This is a genomic window from Cupriavidus malaysiensis, from assembly GCF_001854325.1.
Taxonomy (GTDB): domain Bacteria; phylum Pseudomonadota; class Gammaproteobacteria; order Burkholderiales; family Burkholderiaceae; genus Cupriavidus; species Cupriavidus malaysiensis.
Genome location: NZ_CP017754.1, coordinates 3,841,941 through 3,861,073, shown reverse-complemented (window position 1 = coordinate 3,861,073; position 19,133 = coordinate 3,841,941). Strand labels below are relative to the sequence as shown.

General features: G+C 68.3%; 18 protein-coding genes. 12 read left to right on the top strand and 6 right to left on the bottom strand.

Annotation, left to right across the window (positions count from 1 at the left end):
- Positions 1–141: 141 nt before the first annotated feature.
- Positions 142–1,305, bottom strand: a complete 1,164-nt coding sequence (locus BKK80_RS17445) for a methyltransferase (RefSeq protein WP_071015096.1) — start codon at positions 1,303–1,305, stop codon at positions 142–144.
- A 127-nt stretch (positions 1,306–1,432) separates the two neighbouring features.
- Positions 1,433–2,374, bottom strand: coding sequence for a CysB family HTH-type transcriptional regulator (locus BKK80_RS17440; RefSeq protein WP_071015093.1), 942 nt, complete (start codon positions 2,372–2,374; stop codon positions 1,433–1,435).
- Between the two features lie 152 nt (positions 2,375–2,526).
- Here BKK80_RS17440 and BKK80_RS17435 point away from each other — a divergent pair, with 152 nt between their 5' ends.
- The 7 genes from BKK80_RS17435 to cobA are packed head-to-tail and all read left to right on the top strand — an operon-like array spanning position 2,527 to position 9,568.
- Positions 2,527–3,300: a sulfite exporter TauE/SafE family protein gene (locus BKK80_RS17435; protein ID WP_071015090.1), complete on the top strand. Its 774-nt coding sequence runs from the start codon at positions 2,527–2,529 to the stop codon at positions 3,298–3,300.
- Between the two features lie 32 nt (positions 3,301–3,332).
- The gene (locus BKK80_RS17430; RefSeq protein WP_071070333.1) at positions 3,333–5,012 is read left to right on the top strand and encodes a nitrite/sulfite reductase; all 1,680 of its coding nucleotides are present in this window, start codon (positions 3,333–3,335) and stop codon (positions 5,010–5,012) included.
- Positions 5,013–5,030: 18 nt separating this feature from the next.
- The gene (locus BKK80_RS17425; RefSeq protein WP_071015085.1) at positions 5,031–5,603 is read left to right on the top strand and encodes a DUF934 domain-containing protein; all 573 of its coding nucleotides are present in this window, start codon (positions 5,031–5,033) and stop codon (positions 5,601–5,603) included.
- Positions 5,600–6,403, top strand: coding sequence for a phosphoadenylyl-sulfate reductase (locus BKK80_RS17420; protein WP_071015082.1), 804 nt, complete (start codon positions 5,600–5,602; stop codon positions 6,401–6,403). The genes BKK80_RS17425 and BKK80_RS17420 overlap by 4 nt, the downstream gene beginning before the upstream one ends.
- Before the next feature lie 25 nt (positions 6,404–6,428).
- Positions 6,429–7,388 carry a sulfate adenylyltransferase subunit CysD gene (cysD, locus tag BKK80_RS17415; protein WP_071015080.1) on the top strand — a complete coding sequence of 320 codons (960 nt, stop codon included), beginning with the start codon at positions 6,429–6,431 and terminating at the stop codon, positions 7,386–7,388.
- 48 nt (positions 7,389–7,436) lie between these two features.
- Entirely contained in the window at positions 7,437–8,744 is a 1,308-nt protein-coding gene (locus BKK80_RS17410) for a sulfate adenylyltransferase subunit 1 (protein ID WP_071070331.1), read from the top strand.
- 47 nt (positions 8,745–8,791) lie between these two features.
- Positions 8,792–9,568, top strand: a complete 777-nt coding sequence (gene cobA, locus BKK80_RS17405) for a uroporphyrinogen-III C-methyltransferase (RefSeq protein ID WP_156811311.1) — start codon at positions 8,792–8,794, stop codon at positions 9,566–9,568.
- Between the two features lie 126 nt (positions 9,569–9,694).
- Here cobA and BKK80_RS17400 read toward each other — a convergent pair whose 3' ends face one another.
- Genes BKK80_RS17400 through lptF form a run of 3 tightly spaced genes read right to left on the bottom strand, consistent with a single transcriptional unit; the run spans position 9,695 to position 12,398 of the window.
- Positions 9,695–10,120 (bottom strand): sirohydrochlorin chelatase, encoded by a 426-nt coding sequence (locus BKK80_RS17400; protein WP_071070328.1) that lies wholly within the window; start codon positions 10,118–10,120, stop codon positions 9,695–9,697.
- Between the two features lie 14 nt (positions 10,121–10,134).
- Positions 10,135–11,283 (bottom strand): LPS export ABC transporter permease LptG, encoded by a 1,149-nt coding sequence (gene lptG / locus BKK80_RS17395; protein WP_071015071.1) that lies wholly within the window; start codon positions 11,281–11,283, stop codon positions 10,135–10,137.
- Positions 11,280–12,398 (bottom strand): LPS export ABC transporter permease LptF, encoded by a 1,119-nt coding sequence (gene lptF, locus BKK80_RS17390; RefSeq protein ID WP_071015068.1) that lies wholly within the window; start codon positions 12,396–12,398, stop codon positions 11,280–11,282. Before lptF ends, lptG begins: the two co-directional genes overlap by 4 nt.
- Before the next feature lie 162 nt (positions 12,399–12,560).
- On the opposite strand from lptF, the gene BKK80_RS17385 reads away from it, so the two are divergent.
- The 3 genes from BKK80_RS17385 to BKK80_RS17375 are packed head-to-tail and all read left to right on the top strand — an operon-like array spanning position 12,561 to position 15,090.
- A complete protein-coding gene (locus BKK80_RS17385) occupies positions 12,561–14,105 on the top strand; it encodes a leucyl aminopeptidase (protein WP_071015065.1) in 1,545 nt (514 codons plus the stop codon).
- Between the two features lie 11 nt (positions 14,106–14,116).
- Positions 14,117–14,554 carry a DNA polymerase III subunit chi gene (locus BKK80_RS17380; protein WP_071070326.1) on the top strand — a complete coding sequence of 146 codons (438 nt, stop codon included), beginning with the start codon at positions 14,117–14,119 and terminating at the stop codon, positions 14,552–14,554.
- Positions 14,551–15,090, top strand: coding sequence for a hypothetical protein (locus tag BKK80_RS17375; protein WP_071015061.1), 540 nt, complete (start codon positions 14,551–14,553; stop codon positions 15,088–15,090). The genes BKK80_RS17380 and BKK80_RS17375 overlap by 4 nt, the downstream gene beginning before the upstream one ends.
- A gap of 130 nt (positions 15,091–15,220) precedes the next feature.
- Here BKK80_RS17375 and ilvD read toward each other — a convergent pair whose 3' ends face one another.
- Entirely contained in the window at positions 15,221–16,894 is a 1,674-nt protein-coding gene (gene ilvD, locus BKK80_RS17370) for a dihydroxy-acid dehydratase (RefSeq protein WP_071015058.1), read from the bottom strand.
- 159 nt (positions 16,895–17,053) lie between these two features.
- Between ilvD and BKK80_RS17365 the strand changes: the two genes are divergently transcribed.
- Entirely contained in the window at positions 17,054–18,061 is a 1,008-nt protein-coding gene (locus BKK80_RS17365; protein ID WP_071070324.1) for a LysR family transcriptional regulator, read from the top strand.
- 7 nt (positions 18,062–18,068) lie between these two features.
- Positions 18,069–18,890, top strand: coding sequence for a prolipoprotein diacylglyceryl transferase (gene lgt / locus BKK80_RS17360; protein WP_071015053.1), 822 nt, complete (start codon positions 18,069–18,071; stop codon positions 18,888–18,890).
- Positions 18,891–19,133 lie beyond the last annotated feature (243 nt).

Here is a 19,133-nt window from a genome sequence, read left to right as displayed (position 1 = left end):
CGGTCGGGGGAGGAATCTCCAGGATAGGGCGCGCAGCGGTGCCCCATGCCGGCGAGGAGCGGGCGGGGCGGTTTCGTCACCCCACCGGGCAGGATCCCGGCAGGCTGGGCCCGGGCCTGGCCATCGGCCGCGGCTACGCCGCTAGCGCGCGCCCAGGCGCCAGAGCGAGGTGACTTCGGCGCTGCGTGCCGCGTGCAGCGCATCGGCCTGGTCGGCCGCCTTGGGGTGGCGCGGTCGGATCTCCAGCCGGCCCAGTACCTGCAGTCCGGCGGCGTCGATCCAGCCCAGCAGTTCTTCGCGCGTGCGCAGTCCCAGGTGCTCGGCCAGGTCCGACAGCAGCAGCCAGCCTTCGCCGCCCGCTTCGAGATGAGCCGCCAGCCCGGCCAGGAAGCCCTTGAGCATGCGGCTGTCGGGATCGTAGACGGCATGTTCGATGGCCGAACTGGGCCGCGCCGGTACCCAGGGCGGATTGCATACCACCAGCGGCGCGCGCCCCGGCGGGAACAGGTCGGCCTCGATCACTTCCACCTGCTTGCCCAGGCCCAGCCGGGTGATATTGTCGCGGGCGCAGGCCAGCGCCCGCGCATCCTGGTCGGTGGCCACCACGCGGCGCACGCCGCGTTGGGCCAGCAGGGCCGCCAGCACCCCGGTGCCGGCGCCGATGTCGAAGGCCAGCGCCTCGGCGCCGGCCGGCAGCGGTGCCTTGGCGGCCAGGTCGATGTACTCGCCGCGTACCGGCGAGAACACCCCGTAGTACGGATGGATGCGCGCGCCCAGCGCCGGGATCTCGACCCCCTTCTTGCGCCACTCGTGGGCGCCGATCAGGCCCTGCAGCTCGCGCAGCGAAGCAACGTAGGGAGCATCCGCCTCACCGTAGGCCTCGCTGCACGCCTGGCGCACATCGGGCGCGCGCCGCAGCGGCAGCACGTGGCCGGCCTCGAAGGGCAGCAGCAGCATGCCCAGCGTGCGTGCCCGCTGCGATTGTGCCAGGCGATGCAGGTGGAAGGCTTCGGCAGGCGCGGGCGGCGTGTCCGCCCGGGCCGACTTGGCGGCCCGGGTGCGATGCGCCTTCTTGGGTTTGTCGGCGCGGCGCGCCATGGCCTGCAACAGCTGGCGCGCATTCTGGAAGTCGCCGCGCCAGAGCAGGGCGGTGCCTTCGCAGGCCAGCTGGTAGGCGGTATCGGCACTGGTGGTGTCGTCGGCGACGACCACGCGGCGCGGCGCCGGCATGCCGGCCTCCGAACGCCAGCGGGCGTTGTGTTCGGCGCCGTCCTCGGTCCAGTGGATCAGCTGCGGCGTGTTCATCGGCGGGACTCCTGCAGGCGGCCTGCGGGCGCGCCGGTGTGAATGCGTAGGGAAATGCGTTGGGTCATGAAGTGATGAAGTGTGCGCAAAAACCAGGGGCGGGCCGGGCGGCCGCCGCCCGGTGGAATCAGAGCTCGTAGGCCTCGTGCTCGCCCGACATGGCCTGTTCCACCAGCTTGCGGTTCAGCGTCGGTGAGAACAGTTCGATGAAGGTATAGACGAAGCTGCGCAGGTAGGCGCCCTGCTTGACTGCCAGGTGCGTCACATTGGTGCCGAACAGGTGGCCGGCCGGGATGCCGCGCAGGTTACGGTCGCGCTCGGGGTCGAAGGCGACGCCCGCCACGATGCCCACGCCGAGCCCGACCTCCACATAGGTCTTGATCACGTCGGCATCGATCGCTTCGAGCACGATGTCCGGCTGCAGGTGGCGCAGCTCGAAGGCCTTGTCGATCTTGGGCCGGCCGGCGAAGTTGGGGTCGTAGGTGATCAGCGGGTAGGCCATCAGGTCTTCCAGCGCCAGGTGTTTCTTCTCCAGCAGCGGATGGTCCGGCGGCGTCACCACGATGTGCTGCCACTGGTAGCCGGGCAGCGAGACCAGGTTCTTGTCGGCCGAGATGCCCTCGGTGGCGATGGCCAGGTCGGCCTGGTCGTGCAGCACCATGTCGGCGATCTGGGCCGGGTTGCCCTGCTGGATCGACAGCCGCACCTTGGGGTAGCGCTTGGTGAACTCGGCGATCACGCGCGGCAGGGCGTAGCGGGCCTGGGTATGGGTGGTCGCGATGGTGAAGTTGCCCTGGTCCTGGGCAGCGTAGTCCTTGCCGACGCGCTTCAGGCTTTCCACCTCCTGCAGGATCTTCTCCACCGAGGCGAGGATGCGCCGGCCCGGCTCCGTCAGGCTGCGGATGCGCTTGCCATGGCGGGTGAAGATATCGACACCCAGCTCCTCTTCCAGCTCGATGATGGCTTTGGAGACGCCTGGTTGTGATGTATAGAGCGCTTTCGCGGCCTCGGTCAGATTGAAGTTCTGCCGGACCGCCTCACGCACAAAGCGGAACTGGTGCAGATTCATATAACTCGGCTCGTATAAACAAACAACTTCTTATTAGTTTGAGATATGAGGCCAGTTTATTACGATTTGCGGACTTTGTTAATGAACGGCCAGACCCTCCCGCGCGCGTGGTGCCCAGCGGACGGGCAAGGCCTCGAGGCGGTGCGCTCCCCATGTCCCTTGCCTATACCGTATCCGGTCTGCTCGTAGGCGTCCTCGTCGGCCTGACCGGCGTGGGAGGGGGGTCGCTGATGACGCCGCTGCTGACCCTGCTGTTCGGCTTCTCGCCGGCCACCGCGGTCGGCACGGACCTGGCCTTCGCCGCCATCACGAAGAGTTTCGGCACGCTGGCGCACCGCGCCCACGGCCATGTGCACTGGCAGGTGGTGCGCCGCCTGTGCCTGGGCAGCCTGCCGGCGGCGGCCGCCACCATCCTGGTGCTCAAGAGTGCCGGCGAGCTGGATGCCGGATGGCTGCATGCCATCCGCGTGACCATCGGCGTCTCCGTGCTGCTGACGGTCGCTTCGCTGCTGCTGCGCAAGCAGATGCTGGCCTGGCTGGAACGCCATCCGCGTTTCCAGCTGGAGGGGCGTACGCAGGCCGTCGCCACCGTGGTGGTCGGCGCCTTGCTGGGCGTGCTGGTGACGGTCTCGTCGATCGGCGCGGGCGCGGTCGGCGCCACCCTGATCCTGCTGCTCTACCCCCGCCTGAAGCCGGCCGAGGTGGCCGGCACCGACATCGCCTACGCCGTCCCGCTGACGGCGCTGGCCGGTCTGGGCCATGTCTGGCTCGGCACCGTGGACTGGACTCTGCTTGTCTCGCTGCTGGTGGGCTCGATCCCCGGCATCTGGGCGGGCGCGCAACTGTCGCGGGCGCTGCCCGAACGCCTGACGCGCGCCGCGCTGGCCACCACGCTGACGCTGGTGGCCATCAAGCTCGTTTCCTGACGCATTCAACGCATACTGAACGGACCCACACCATGTATCAGTACGACCAATACGACCAGCGCATCGTCAACGAGCGCGTGGCCCAGTTCCGCGACCAGGTGCGCCGCCGCCTCAGCGGCGAGCTGAGCGAAGAGGAATTCCTGCCGCTGCGGCTGCAGAACGGCCTGTACATGCAGCGTCACGCCTACATGCTGCGCGTAGCCATTCCCTACGGCCTGCTGGCCAGCCGGCAGCTGCGCAAGCTGGCCCATATCGCGCGCGAGTTCGACCGCGGCTATGGCCACTTCTCGACCCGCCAGAACATCCAGTTCAACTGGATGGAGCTGGAACGCGTGCCCGACGCGCTGGCCGAACTGGCCAGCGTGGAGATGCACGGCATCCAGACCTCGGGCAACTGCGTGCGCAACATCACCACCGACCACTTCGCCGGCGTGGCGCCGGACGAGGCCGTCGATCCGCGCGTGCTGGCCGAACTGCTGCGCCAGTGGAGCACCTTCCAGCCCGAGTTCGCCTTCCTGCCGCGCAAGTTCAAGATCGCCATCTCCGCCTCGGCCGACGACCGCGCCGTGGTGCAGATGCACGATATCGGCATCTATGCCTACCAGAACGAAGCCGGCGAGACGCGCCTGCGCATCCTGGCCGGCGGCGGCCTGGGCCGCACGCCGATCCTGGGCTCGGTGATCAAGGAAGACCTGCCCTGGCAGCACCTGCTGACCTATGTCGAATCGGCCATCCGCGTCTACAACCGCTACGGCCGCCGCGACAACAAGTACAAGGCGCGCATCAAGATCCTGGTCAAGGCCATCGGCGTGGAGACCTTCGCGCAGGAAGTCGAAGAGGAGTGGCAGTTCAGCAAGGACGGCCCCGCCACGCTGACGCAGGCCGAGTTCGATCGCGTCGCGCAGTACTTCGCCCCGCCCGTCTACGAGAAGCTGGCCGACACCGACGCCGGCTACGAAAAGCACCTGCTTGAGGACAAGGCCTTCGCGCGCTGGGTCAGCCGCAGCGTGCACGCGCACAAGGTGCCGGGCTATGCCGCCGTGACGCTGTCGACCAAGCCCGGCATCGTGTCGCCCCCGGGCGACGCCACCGCCGAGCAGATGGAGGCCGTGGCCGGCTTCGCCGACCGCTACGGCTTCGGCGAGCTGCGCGTGGCGCACGAGCAGAACCTGGTGCTGCCCGACGTGAAGAAGCGCGACCTCTACGCGCTGTGGCAGGAAGCCCGCGCTGCCGGCCTGGCCACCGCGAACATCGGCCTGCTGACCGACATCATCGCCTGCCCCGGCGGCGACTTCTGCTCGCTGGCCAACGCCAAGTCGATCCCGATCGCGCAGGCCATCCAGCAGCGCTTCGAGGATCTCGACTACGTGCACGACCTGGGCGAGATCTCGCTGAACATCTCGGGCTGCATCAACGCCTGCGGCCACCACCACGTCGGCAATATCGGCGTGCTCGGCGTCGACAAGGACGGCGAGGAGTGGTACCAGGTCACGCTGGGCGGCGCGCAGGGCAACGACACCGCGCTGGGCAAAGTGATCGGCCCCTCGTTCAAGGCCGAGGAAATGCCCGACGTGGTCAGCCGCGTCATCGACACCTTCGTGGCCAACCGCCACGATGACGAACGCTTCATCGAGACCTTCGCCCGCATCGGCATCGCGCCGTTCAAGGAGCGCGTCTACGCCGACAAGCAGCGCGAGCGCGCCGAAGCCTGAGGCCTGGGAGGAAAAAACATGGCAAAGATCATCCAACTGCAGGCCGGCGTTCCGGTCATCGTCGACGACGCCTGGACCGTGCTGCGCGGTGCCGAGGGCCAGCCGGTGAGCGAGGCGCAGGTCGCCGAGGCCGCCCAGGGCCAGGCACCGGTGCTGTTCCCGCTGTCGGCCTGGCTGGCGCACAAGGACGGCCTGCTGGCCGGCCGTGCAGCCGACGTCACCGGTATCTGGCTGGCGCCCGAAGACGAGCCCGCCGACGCGCAGGCCGCGCTCGCCCACGTGGCCGTGGTGGCGGTGGACTTCCCGGTGTTCCGCGATGGCCGCGGCTTCTCCACGGCCTACCTGCTGCGCACCCGCTACCAGTGGAAGGGCCAGCTGCGCGCCATCGGCGATGTGCTGCGCGACCAGCTCAACTTCATGAAGCGCTGCGGCTTCGATACCTATGCGGTGCGCGCCGACAAGAGCGTCGACGACGCGCTCAAGGGCTTCACCGAGTTCACCGTGGCCTACCAGGCCTCGGTCGACGAGCCGCTGCCGCTGTTCCGCCGCGCGCGTGCCGAGGCCGGCATCGTGCACAAGGAAGCGGTATGAGCGCGCTGCTGAACGAGATCCCGGTGCTGGCCGAGGGCGAACTGTCCTCGCTGCGCCCGCCCGCACTGTGGGCGCCGCCGGAATACAGCGGCAGCCTGGAGGCCCTGCAAGCCAAGGAGGCCGAGCTGTCGGAACGGCTGGCCGGCATCGCGGCGCGCTTCTTCCGCGCGCGCTTCGCCTCCAGCCTGGCGGCCGAGGACATGGTCGTGACCGATGCCATCCTGCGCGGTTCCCCCGCCGTGCGGGCCGGCATCCGGGTCTTCACGCTGCAGACCGGCCGCCTGCACGCCGAGACGATGGCGGTGCTGGAGGCGGTCGACAAGCACTACGGCTACAAGATCGAGCAGTTCACGCCCGATCCCGAGGCGGTCGAGAACTACGTGCGCAAGCATGGCCTGAACGGCTTCTACGACAGCCTGGACGCGCGCAAGCTGTGCTGCGGCATCCGCAAGGTGGAGCCGCTCAACCGCGCACTTTCGCACGCCGACGCCTGGCTGACCGGCCAGCGCCGCGAGCAGGCGGTGACGCGCGCCGACCTGCCCTTCGAGGAAGTCGACGAAGGGCGCGGCATCCCCAAGTTCAATCCGCTGGCGGACTGGAGCGAGGCCGAGGTCTGGGCCTACCTGAAGCGCCACCGGGTACCGGTCAACGCGCTGCATGCCAAGGGCTATCCCAGCATCGGTTGCGAACCCTGTACGCGCGCCGTGCGTGCCGGCGAGGATGTGCGCGCCGGGCGCTGGTGGTGGGAGAGCAAGGACTCGAAAGAGTGCGGGCTCCACGAACAGAACATCAAGCATTGAAGCATTGACATCGAGGCCACACGACATGGGCATCATGAACGAAATCGCAGGCGCCGACGTCGCGCATCTGCTGCAAGTGCAGAACGACCACCTGGACAAGCTGGAAGCCGAGTCGATCTACATCATCCGCGAGGTGGTGGCCGAGTGCCGCAACCCGGCACTGCTGTTCTCCGGCGGCAAGGATTCGATCGTGATGCTGCACCTCGCGCTGAAGGCCTTCCGCCTGGGCGAGCGCAAGATCGAACTGCCGTTCCCGCTGGTGCACATCGACACCGGCCACAACTATCCGGAAGTGATCGACTTCCGTGACCAGCGCGTGGCCGAGCTCGGCGCGCGCCTGGTGGTCGGCCATGTCGAGGACTCGATCCGGCGCGGTACCGTGCGCCTGCGCAAGGAAACCGATTCGCGCAACGCCGCGCAGGCCGTCACGCTGCTGGAAACCATCGCCGAGCACCAGTTCGACGCGCTGATGGGCGGTGCCCGCCGCGACGAAGAGAAGGCGCGCGCCAAGGAACGCATCTTCTCCTTCCGCGACGAGTTCGGCCAATGGGACCCGAAGGCCCAGCGCCCCGAGCTGTGGAGCCTGTACAACGGCCGCATGGCCCAGGGCGAGCAGATGCGCGTGTTCCCCATCTCGAACTGGACCGAGCTGGACGTGTGGCAGTACATCGCCCGCGAGAACCTGGCACTGCCCCCGATCTATTACGCGCACCAGCGCGAAGTGGTGCGCAAGAACGGCCTGCTGGTGCCGGTCACGCCGATCACCCCCAAGCAGGACGGCGACGTCAGCGAGGTGCTGTCGGTGCGCTTCCGCACGGTCGGCGACATCAGCTGCACCTGCCCGGTGGCCAGCACCGCGGCCACGCCCGACGAGATCATCGCCGAGACTGCGGTGACCGAGATCACCGAGCGCGGCGCCACCCGCATGGACGACCAGACCAGCGAGGCGTCGATGGAGCGCCGCAAGAAGGAAGGCTATTTCTAAGCCGCCCGTTCCGCTTGCCCGCGCGACCCACCAGACAGGATTTGCACCATGACCACCCACCAAGCCAACCACCAAGGCCTGCTGCGCTTCATCACCGCCGGCTCGGTCGATGACGGCAAGAGCACGCTGATCGGCCGCCTGCTGTTCGACAGCAAGGCCGTGCTGTCGGACCAGCTGACCGCGCTGGCCAACGCCAAGCACAAGCGCACCGCCGGCGAGGAGATCGACTTCTCGCTGCTGACCGACGGCCTCGAGGCCGAGCGCGAGCAGGGCATCACCATCGACGTGGCCTACCGCTACTTCTCCACGGCGCGCCGCAAGTTCATCATCGCCGACACGCCCGGCCACGAACAGTACACCCGCAATATGGTGACCGGCGCATCGACCGCGCACGCTGCCATCGTGCTGGTGGATGCCACCCGCGTGACGATCGAGAACGGCCGCGCCGAACTGCTGGCGCAGACCAAGCGCCACTCGGCCATCCTCAAGCTGCTGGAGCTGCAGCACGTGATCGTCGCCGTCAACAAGATGGACCTGGTCGACTACAGCGAACAGCGCTTCAACGAGATCCGTGCCGCCTACACCGAGCTGGCAGCCCAGCTCGGCCTGAAGGACGTGCGCTATGTGCCGGTGTCGGCGCTGCGTGGCGACAACATCGTCCATGCCAGCGAGACCATGCCCTGGTACCAGGGCGAAGCGCTGCTGCCGCTGCTGGAAGCGTTGCCGGTGGAAGAAGCGGCGCCCGAAGGCGAAGCCGCGCTGCGCTTCCCGGTGCAGTTGGTGATCCGCCAGGACGGTTCGCAGTCGGACGACTTCCGCGGCTATGCCGGCCGCGTGGAAGCCGGCACCGTGCGCGTCGGCCAGAAGCTGCGCGTGCTGCCGGCCAACCGCGAAGCGGTGGTGGCCGAGGTGCTGACCCCCAACGGCGCGGCCGAGTCCGCCGGTGCGGGCGAGACCATCACGGTGCGCCTCGCCGAGGACGTGGACGTGTCGCGTGGCGACATGTTCGTGGCCGCCGAAGCGACCGCCCAGCCGGCCCGCAAGCTGCAGGCCGACCTGTGCTGGTTCGACGACGAAGCGCTGAATCCGGCGCGCAAGTATGTGCTGAAGCACACCACTGCCAGCGTGTTCGCGCGCGTGGCCGCGGTCGAGCGCGTGCTCGACGTGCACACTCTGTCGCACGAAACCGGCCGCCACGAGATCCGCCTGAACGATATCGGCTCGGTGCAGATCTCGCTGCAGAAACCGGTGGTGTGCGACACCTATGGCGATAATCCGGCGACCGGCGCCTTCGTGCTGATCGATGAGGCCAGCAACCATACGGTGGCGGCGGGCATGATCCGTGCTTATGCTTGAGGTTGTCTGGAACCGGCATTCGCCGAATGGCAAGTAAGGAGCATGGCATGGGCAAGGTCTACCTGATCGGCGCGGGTCCCGGCGCCGCGGACCTCATCACGGTGCGCGGTGCACGGCTTCTGGGTGAAGCCGAAGTCGTGCTGCACGATGCGCTGGTCGCACCCGAGATGCTGGCCTGGTGTCCGCAGGCCCGCCTGGTCGAGGTGGGCAAGCGCTGCGGCCAGCGCTCCACCGCCCAGCTCTTCATCAATCGCCAGATCGTCGACCTGGCCGGCAAGTACCAGCGCGTGGTGCGCCTCAAGGGCGGCGACCCGATGCTGTTCGGCCGTGCCGACGAGGAACTGCAGGCGCTGGAGGCGGCCGGCATCGACTTCGAGATCGTGCCGGGCATCACCGCCGCGCTGGCGGCCGCCTCGGCCATCGGCAAGCCGCTGACCAAGCGCGGGGTCGCGCGCAGCGTGGCCTTTGCCACGCAGGCCAAGGCGGCCGAAGACCTGGATCCCGGACTGGCGGCCCGCATCGAAGCCGATGTCAAGGCCGATACCCTGGTCTACTACATGGGCCGCGACCAGGCCGCCACGATCGCCGCGCAGCTGATCGCGCATGGCAAGCCTGCCGCCACGCCGGCCTGGGTGGTCGAGTCCGTCAGCACGCCGCGGCAACGCAGCCGGGCCTTCACGCTGGCCCAGATGGCAGCGGGCGAGGCCGCGTCCTGGATCGATGCGGCGCAGCCCAGCCTGCTGATGATCGGTGAGGCACTGGCCGCGCGCGCCACGCAAGCCGCGCCGCAGGCGCCGGCGGGCGAGCAGGCGAGGGCCGCCTGAGCGGCCCGCGGCCGTTTTCATCCTTGCATCGAGGCAACGCCGGGCATCGCCCGGCGTTTTTCATTGCGGCGCTACACGCGGGTGAGGGTGAGGGGTGGGCGGGCGGAAGTCGCGGGGCGCCCGGCCTCAGGCGCCGGGGGCGGCCGGCAGGCTGGCCAGGCTGGCCAGGCTGGCCAGGCAATAAGCGGCGATCGCGTCCAGCACGCGGTCGGATTCGCCGACGGCATCCGCGCAGCCGATACGGAGTCCAGGGTGCCGCTGGCGGCATTGCTCGATCAGCAGCGGCAGATCCCGGCGCAGATGGCCGCCCTGGCCGAAGAAGACCGGCACCACGGTCACGCCGGTGATGCCCTCCGCCGCCAGCGCGTCCAGCGTGTCGGGCAGCGACGGCTGCATCAGTTCGAGAAAGGCCAGGCGCACCGTGCCCTGGGGCAGCGCCGCTGCCAGCTTGGCTTGCAGGCGGTCGAAGGGCTCGCGCCAGCGGGCGTCGCGCGCACCGTGGGCGAACAGCACGAGGGCCTGGCGGGGCTGTTCCTGGGCGGCTGAGACCATGCCTTGCCGTCCCGTCAGTGGCGGTCCACCCAGCGCAGCGCGCCGAGGGCGATCAGCAGGTAGAGCGTGCCGGGCACCAGGGCCGAGACGATCGGCGGCCAGGTGTGCAGCAGGCCGACGTGCGAGAACAGTGTGTTGGCCAGGTGGAAGGACAGGCCGAGCATGATGCCGCCGAACACCTTGATGCCGACCGCGCCGGCGCGCGCGTGCAGGTAGGCGAAGGGCAGGGCCAGCGCCACCATGACGAACAGCGTGAGCGGATACACCACCTTCTTCCAGAAGGCGATCTCGTAGCGCTGCGTGTCCTGCTTGTTGTCGCGCAGGTGGCGGATGTAGCGGAACAGGTCCAGCGTGGACATGCGTTCCGGGCTGACCAGCAGCACCGCGAGGATCTGCGGCGTCAGTTCGGAGCGCATCGTCTGCGTGGGGAAGGAGACCTTCTGCGCGCGGAAATGCGGCACCAGGGCATCGGCCCCGTTGCCGGCGGCGCGCGGCAGCTCGATGAAGCGTGTCTCGCTGACGTCGCTGAGCTGCCAGGACTGGGATCCCTGGTAGCGCCCTTCCTTGGCCACGCGGATCACGCTGAGGCGATAGCTGGGGTCGAACTCGTAGATGGTGACGCCGGTGATGCTCTGGTCCGGGCGCAGCCCCGCCACGTTGACAAAGCGGGTCACCTCGCCCTCCGGTTCTTTGTCGCGGTCCTTGACCCAGACACCGGAGCGGAAGCCGGAGGAGACGGTGGCGCCGATCGCCTCGAGCTTGACCTTCTGCGCGAATTCCTCGGCGCGCGGGCCGATGAACTCGCCGAAGACGAAGGTGACGAGCACCAGGGGCACGGCCAGCTTGAACAGCGAGAACAAGGCCTGCCGGGTGTTCAGGCCGGCCACGCGCAGGATGGTGAACTCGGACTGGCTGGCGAGCTGGGACAGCACGTAGATGGCGCTGATCAGTACGGCGATCGGCAGCACCTCGTAGATGCGCGTCGGTGCCTCCAGCATCACGTGGATGAAGGCGACCAGCGTGGTGTACTTGCCGCTCACGCTCTCCAGTTCGCTGAGCATGTCGAAGAAGATGAACAGCGCCAGCACCGCGAACAGGATGAAGACGAAGACGCCGTAGATCAGCCGGCCGAGATAGCGTTCATAGACGCGCAGCACCGTCATGCCTGGCCTCCCTTGCGGGCACGGCCCAGGCCGAACACCGCGCGCCAGCCACCCAGGCTGCGGTTCTGGCGATAGCGGAACAGCAGCAGCGCGCCCAGGAAGGCGGCCAGGTGGAAAGGCCACAGGGCCATGCCGAAGGACAGGCTGCCGGAGCGCACCCAGGACTGTGCCAGGTTGATCAGGTTGCTATAGGTCAGGTAGATCAGCACGGCGAAGACGAGGGGGGTGTAGCGGCCCAGGCGCGGATTCACGTAGGCGAGCGGAATGGCGATCATGGCGAAGTTGAAGGCCAGGATCGGCAGCGACAGGCGCCACAGCAGCTCGCCGAGGTTCTCGCGGGTCGGGTTGTGCACCAGGTCCATGGTGTCGCGGCTCTTGGTCGGCAGGTTGGCGTCGGCCTCGGGAGGCTTGTTGTCCACCTTGACCGCATAGCGGTCGAACTCGACGATGCGGTAGTCGAGCTGGCCGGGCGTGCCGGTATAGCGGCGCCCGTTCTCCATCACCACCAGGCGGTCGCCGTTGGGCATGGACTCGAAGCGGCCCTGGTGGGCCAGGGCCACGCCGATCTTGTCGGACTCGGCGCTGGCGACAAACACGTTGCGCGCGTTCTTCATGTCGCCGTCGATGCCTTCGATGAACAGCACGTAATTGGCGTTGGTGGGTTCGATGAAGCGGCCCGCGGCAATCATCGACAGCACGCCGCGCTGCTCGAAGCGGTCGCGGAACAGCGCGCTCTGCTGGTTGGCCCAGGGCCACGCGAACAGGCCCAGCAGCAGCGCCATCACGATGAAGGGGGCGGCGAACTGCAGCACCGGCTTGACGAGGTCGCGCAGCGAGATGCCGGCCGAGAACCACACCACCATCTCCGAATCCTTGTACCAGCGTGTCAGCACGATCAGGATGGAGATGAACAGCGTGGCGGACAACAGGATGGACAGGTAGCCCACGGTGGCCAGCCCGATCAGCATCAGCACGTCGTTGGGGCTGGCCTGCCCGTTCGCGGCCATGCCGAGGATGCGGATCACGAGCGAGGTCAGCATGAAGGTCAGCATGACCAGGAACACCGCGCCGGCGGTGTAGGCGAGCTCGCGTCGCAAGGCTTGTTGAAAGATCATGCGGTGTCGGTTCCGGGCTGCCGGCCGGCGCGGGCGATGCCACCTGGCGCCGGCGAGCGCGGCGCGCCGGCGGTCCGCAGCGCGGGGCGGCGGCAGGTCGCGGTCAAAAATCGCGGATAATAGGGGCTTTCTATCTTGGACCAGCCCCTGGAAGGAAGCGCGATGGAATTTAGCACAAAAGCCCTGGATTGGAGCAAAGCCGGCCAAAATGGTTTCCTGGCGACCAAGACCGACTGCCTGGTGGTCGGCCTGTTCGAGGGCCAGAGCCTGGACGGCGCGGCCAAGGCGCTGGACGTGGCGACCAAGGGCTTGGTGGCGCGCCTGCTCAAGCAGGGCGATTTCGAAGGCAAGCGCGGTACCCACCTGATGCTGCACGAGGTGGCCGGCGTGGGCGCGGCGCGCGTGCTGCTGGTCGGCCTGGGCAAGGAATCCGCCTTCAGCGACAAGGCCTACGTCGACGCGGTGCGCGCCGCCGTGCGTGCCGTCTCCGACACGCGCTCGGCCTCGGCGCTGTGGTGCCTGCACACCCAGCACCTGCCGCCGGGCCGCGACCTGGCCTGGGGCCTGGTCACCACCGTCACGCTGCTGCGCGAGGCGACCTACCGCCTGCTGGACCGCCACCCCGAGCTCAAGCCGGCCGCGGTCAAGGGCGCCGGCGGCAACGGTAACGGCAAGTCCGCGCTGCGCAAGGTGGTCATCGCCGTCGATGCCGGCGACGCCAAGGCGGCCGCCGCCGCCGTGCTGCGCGGCGCCGCCATCGCCAACGGCGTCGAGCTGGCGCGCGACCTCGGCAATCTGCCTTCCAATGTGTGCACTCCGACCTATCTCGCCAATACCGCGCGTGGCATCGCCAAGCGTTTCAAGCTGAAGGTCGAGGTACTGGGCCGCAAGCAGATCGAGGCGCTGAACATGGGCGCCTTCCTGGCTGTGACCAAGGGTTCGGTCGAGCCGCCCCAGTTCATCGTGTTGCGCTACGAAGGCGCCGGCGCGCGCCAGGCGCCGGTGGTTCTGGTCGGCAAGGGCATCACCTTCGATACCGGCGGCATCTCGCTGAAGCCGGGCGAGGGCATGGACGAGATGAAGTACGACATGTGCGGCGCCGCTTCGGTGCTGGGCACGCTGCAGGCGGTCGCCGAGATGGGCCTGAAGCTCAATGTGATCGCGGTGGTGCCGACCTGCGAGAACATGCCCAGCGGCATCGCCACCAAGCCGGGCGACGTGGTCACCACGATGTCGGGGCAGACCGTCGAGATCCTCAACACCGACGCCGAGGGCCGCCTGATCCTGTGCGACGCGCTGACCTATGTCGAGCGCTTCAAGCCAGCCGCGGTGGTCGACGTGGCGACCTTGACCGGCGCCTGCATCATCGCCCTCGGCCACGTCAATTCGGGCCTGTTCTCGCGCAGCGACGCGCTGGCCGACCAGCTGCTGGCGGCCGGGCGCAAGGCGCTGGACAGCGCGTGGCGCCTGCCGCTCGACGACGAGTACCAGGACCAGCTCAAGTCCAACTTCGCCGACATGGCCAATATCGGCGGCCGCCCGGCCGGCAGCGTCACCGCCGCCTGCTACCTGTCGCGCTTCACCGAGAAGTATGACTGGGCGCACCTGGACATCGCCGGCACCGCCTGGAAGAGCGGCGCGGCCAAGGGCGCGACCGGGCGACCGGTGCCGCTGCTGGCGCAGTTCCTGATGGATCGGGCCGGCTGAGGCAGGGGCCGATGACGCGCATCGACTTCCATAGCAACGTGCCCGACAAGCTGGGCTACGTCTGCCGGCTGGTGCGCAAGGCCTACGGCGCGGGGCTCAAACTGGTGGTGCATGGCGCGCCGACACAGCTGGCCGAACTGGACGCGCGCCTGTGGACCTTCTCCCAGCTCGACTTCCTGCCGCACTGTGGCGCCGAGCACCCGCGCGCGGCAGTCACGCCGATCGTGCTGGCCGCCGGCCTGGAGCGCGTGCCGCACCACCAGGTGCTGATCAACCTGACGGCGCAGGCGCCGGAGCAGTTCGCCAGCTTCGAGCGCCTGATCGAGGTAGTCGGGACCGATTCCGCCGACCGCGCCGCCGGGCGCGAGCGCTACCGCTTCTACCGTGAGCGCGGCTATGCGCTCACCCACCACGATGTCGGCCAGCCCAAGGGGCAGGAGTCCGCATGAGCGAACGCACCACCTCGCGGGTGATCCCTCCCGCCAGCGCCCACGACAGCATTCCGCTGCTGACCGAGGTGATCGAGCTGCCGCCCGACATCCCGCTGCGCTCGTCGCGGCAGGCGGCGCCGTCGGCCGGCGTGGTCGACACCTCGGGCATGGCGCCGTCCGGACTGGTCACGCAGGTCGGCGATACGGGGGCCGAGGACGATGGCGAGGCGGTCCCGCCGCTTTCGCAGCCGGTGCATGCGCCGGTGGAGGCGATTGCCGGAGCGTACGCCGCGCAACAGCAGGTAGCGGCCGGGCCGGCGGGGGACGAAGAGCTGCGCGCCATGCGCAGCGAACTGCTGACGCGCGTGATGATGCGCTTCCGTGCCGAGTGGCCACAGGTGGTGGAGGCGCACACCGAAGCCACGCTGCACGCGCGCCTGGCTCCCCTGACCGCCCAGCTCGCCGCCGAGCTGACCCGTTCGCTCGAGGCCAGGCTGGTGGAGTGGCTGGATGCCACGCTGGAGGAGATCGAAGGCGATCCGGGCGGCTACTGAGCCTACTGAACCTATTGAACCGGAGTCCATTGAGCCTGAGTCGATCGAGCCGGCAGCAGGCGGTGGCAGGTAGCAGACGAAGAAAGAAAAAGCCCGCATGCGGGCTTTTTCTTCGTTGCGGCACCCCGGTTCAGTCCGTTACCGCCCCCTTGCTGGCGGTGGAGGCCAGGCGGGCGAACTTGGCCAGCACGCCACGCGTATAGCGGGGCGTGGGCGGCTGCCAGGCGGCGCGGCGGCGCGCCAGTTCCTCGTCGCTGACGTTCAGCTGCAGCACCAGCTTGTGCGCATCGATGGTAATGGAATCGCCCTCGCGCACCAGCGCGATGGTGCCGCCCACGTAGGCCTCCGGCGCGACGTGGCCGACCACCATGCCCCAGGTTCCGCCCGAGAAGCGACCGTCGGTGATGAAGCCGACCGACTCGCCCAGGCCTTTGCCGATGATGGCCGAGGTCGGTGCCAGCATCTCCGGCATGCCGGGGCCGCCCTTGGGGCCGAGATAGCGCAGCACCAGCACGTCGCCGGCCTGGATGCGGTCGCCCAGGATGGCGTCCATCGCGCTCTGCTCGTCCTCGAAGACGCGCGCCGGGCCGGTGATGACCGGATTCTTCAGGCCGGTGATCTTGGCCACCGCCCCCTCTTCGGCGAGGTTGCCCTTGAGGATGGCAAGGTGGCCTTCCCGGTACAGCGCCTTCTCGATCGGCAGGATCACGTCCTGGTCCGCGCGCGGGGTGTCCGGCACGTGTTCCAGTTCCTCCGCCAGCGTGCGCCCGGTGATGGTCAGGCAATCACCGTGCAGCAGGCCCGCCTTGAGCAGGATCTTCATCACCTGCGGAATACCGCCGGCACGGTGCAGGTCGGTCGCCACGTACTGGCCGGAGGGCTTCAGGTTGCAGATCACGGGCACGCGGCGGCGGATGCGCTCGAAGTCGTCGATGCTCCATTCCACCTCGGCCGAATGGGCGATGGCCAGGTAATGCAGGACCGCATTGGTCGAGCCGCCGGTGGCCATGATCAGCGAGACGGCGTTCTCGATCGAGCGGCGCGTGATGATGTCGCGCGGCTTGATGTCGCGGCGGATGGCCTCTACCAGCACGCGCGCCGATGCCGCAGCGCTGTCGACCTTCTCCTGGTCGGGATTGGCCATGGTGGAGGAATACAGCAGCGACATGCCGAGCGCTTCGAAGGAGGAGCTCATGGTGTTGGCTGTGTACATGCCGCCGCAGGAGCCGGTGCTCGGACAGGCATTGCGCTCGATGCCTTCGAAGTCCTCCTCGCTCATGCGCCCCGCGGTGAACTCGCCCACCGCCTCGAAGGACGAGACGATGGTCAGGTCCTTGCCTTTCCAGTGGCCTGGCCTGATCGTGCCGCCATAGACATAGATGCCCGGCACGTTGGTGCGCGCCAGCGCCATCATGCCGCCCGGCATGTTCTTGTCGCAGCCGCCGATCACCACCACGCCGTCCATCCACTGGCCCTGGGCGGCCGTTTCGATGCAGTCGGCGATGACCTCGCGCGAGATCAGCGAGTACTTCATGCCCTCGGTGCCCATCGACATGCCGTCCGAGATGGTCGGCGTGCCGAACACCTGCGGGTTGGCGCCGGCCTCCTTGAGCGCGCCGATGGCGGCGTCGGCCAGGCGCTGCAGGCCGGCATTGCACGGCGTGATGGTGGAATGGCCGTTGGCGATGCCCACCATCGGCTTGTCGAAGTCTTCCTTCCTGTAACCCAGCGCGTAGTACATCGAGCGGTTGGGCGAGCGCGCCACGCCTTGCGTGATGTGCTGCGAGCGTTTGTTGTCTGCCATGGCGGGGATCTCCGGGGACGTAAGGCTCTGCGCGGGGCGCACGGGGATGTTGTGTGGCAGACAGCATGCGACTTGCATTTTTGCCTGTCAAATATATTATTCGATCCCTATTGAGTCGAAATCCATATCAATGATCGAGGATCGGAAGGAGCACGCGAGGTGGACCTGCGCCAGTTGCGCTATTTCGTGACGGTGGCGGAGGAGCTGCACTTCGGCCGTGCCGCCCGTCGCCTGGCGATGACCCAGCCGCCGCTGTCGCAGCAGATCCAGGCACTCGAGGAGGAGATCGGGGTGCCGCTGTTCCAGCGCACGCGGCGTTCGGTGGCGCTGACGCCGGTCGGGCAGCAATGGCTGCCGGAGGTGCGGCGCGTTCTGGCCGATGCCGCGGCACTGCCCGGCCTGGCGCAGCGGCTCGCGCGCGGCGAGCTCGGCTCGCTGGCGCTGGCCTTCGTCAGCACGGCCGACTACGGCATCCTGCCGGACCTGCTGCGCCGCTTCCGTGCCCGCCATCCCGAGGTGCAGCTGCAACTGCGCGAGGCCACCAGCGACGTCCAGTTCGAAGCGCTGGCCGAGGGCAGCATCGATGCCGGCCTGGTGATCCGCCCCCAGATGGCGGCCCTGCCGGCCGGCCTGTCCTATGTGCCGCTGATGCGCGAGCCCCTGGTGCTGGCGGTGCCCGAAGGCTGGCGCGGCCGGCGCGACAGCCTCGGGGGCGAGGCGCCCGTGTCCTTGCGCGAGGTGGCGGACGAGCCACTGATCATCTTTCCGCGCCGCAGCGCGCCGGCGTTTTATGACATCATTACGGGCTGCTATGCGCGCGAAGGTATCCATCCAGCGATCGCGCAGGAAGCCATCCAGATGCAGACCATCGTCAGCCTCGTGTCGGCCGGCATGGGCGTGGCGCTGGTACCGGCCTCCTTGTGCAACCTTCGCCGTACCGGTGTGTCCTACCTGCCGCTGCACGGCGACCTGCCGCCGATCGAGACCGGCCTGGCGTGGCGCGCGAGTGGCGCCGGCATCGGTCCGGTGCTGCGTGCTTTCATCGAGATCGCGACCTCGCCTGCCATCGGCGTGTCGCACGGGGATGGCATAAGCAGCGCAAAGACGGCGCCCGCGCGGCCGCAGACCCATTCCACCGACCCCGCCAACTTCCCGCGACAATCCTGAACCCACCATGCTGATTCATCCGCAATTCGACCCGGTCGCCATCCACCTGGGCCCGCTGGCCATCCGCTGGTACGGCCTGATGTACCTGGTCGGCTTCATCCTGTTCCTGGTGTTCGGGCGGCGGCGCATCCAGCAGCCGCAGATGGCGGCGCAGGGCTGGAACGCCAAGGATCTCGACGACATGCTGTTCTTCGGCGTGCTCGGCGTGATCCTGGGCGGGCGGCTGGGCTATGTGCTGTTCTACAAGCCCGAGTACTACCTGAGCCATCCGCTGGAGATCGTGCGCGTGTGGGAAGGGGGCATGGCCTTCCACGGCGGCTTCCTCGGCGTGATCATCGCGATGTGGCTGTTTGCGAAGCTGAGGCACCGCCACTGGATGGAGGTGACCGACTTCATCGCGCCGATGATCCCCTGCGGCCTGGCGGCCGGCCGCATCGGCAACTTCATCAACGGTGAATTGTGGGGCCGGCCGACCACGCTGCCCTGGGGCATGGTCTTCCCGCAGGCCGGCGACAGCATCCCGCGCCATCCTTCGCAGCTCTACCAGTTCGCCGGCGAAGGCGTGGCGTTGTTCATCATCCTGTGGCTGTTCGCGCGCAAGCCGCGGCCGATGGGCGCGGTGTCCGGCCTGTTCCTGGTCGGCTATGGCAGTTTCCGCTTCCTGGCTGAATTCGCACGCGAGCCCGACAGCTTCCTCGGCCTGCTGGCGCTGCACCTGTCCATGGGCCAGTGGCTGAGCCTGCCGATGATCGTCGCCGGCCTCCTGATGATGGTCTGGGCCTATCGCCGCCAGGCGCGCGCGGAGGCGGCCGGGGTGTCGCGCGGCTGAAGGCGGGGGCTCGGGCCGCGTCCTTCGTGCCTCCTCGGCAAGCCCGCGTTGCCCTGCCTCAATCGTGCGCGGAGCCGGCCCACCCGAAGTCCGCCCTAGTTCGTATTAAGTTCGTCCTGAGTTCGCGGGCAGGCCCGCGCCATGCGTTGTCATGAGCGCTCGCAAGGCCCCAGCCTTGCGGCGCTTCGTTCCCGGCCGCGCGTGACGTCTCGATAGACTCAGTTGTCCAGCGAATTCAAGAAG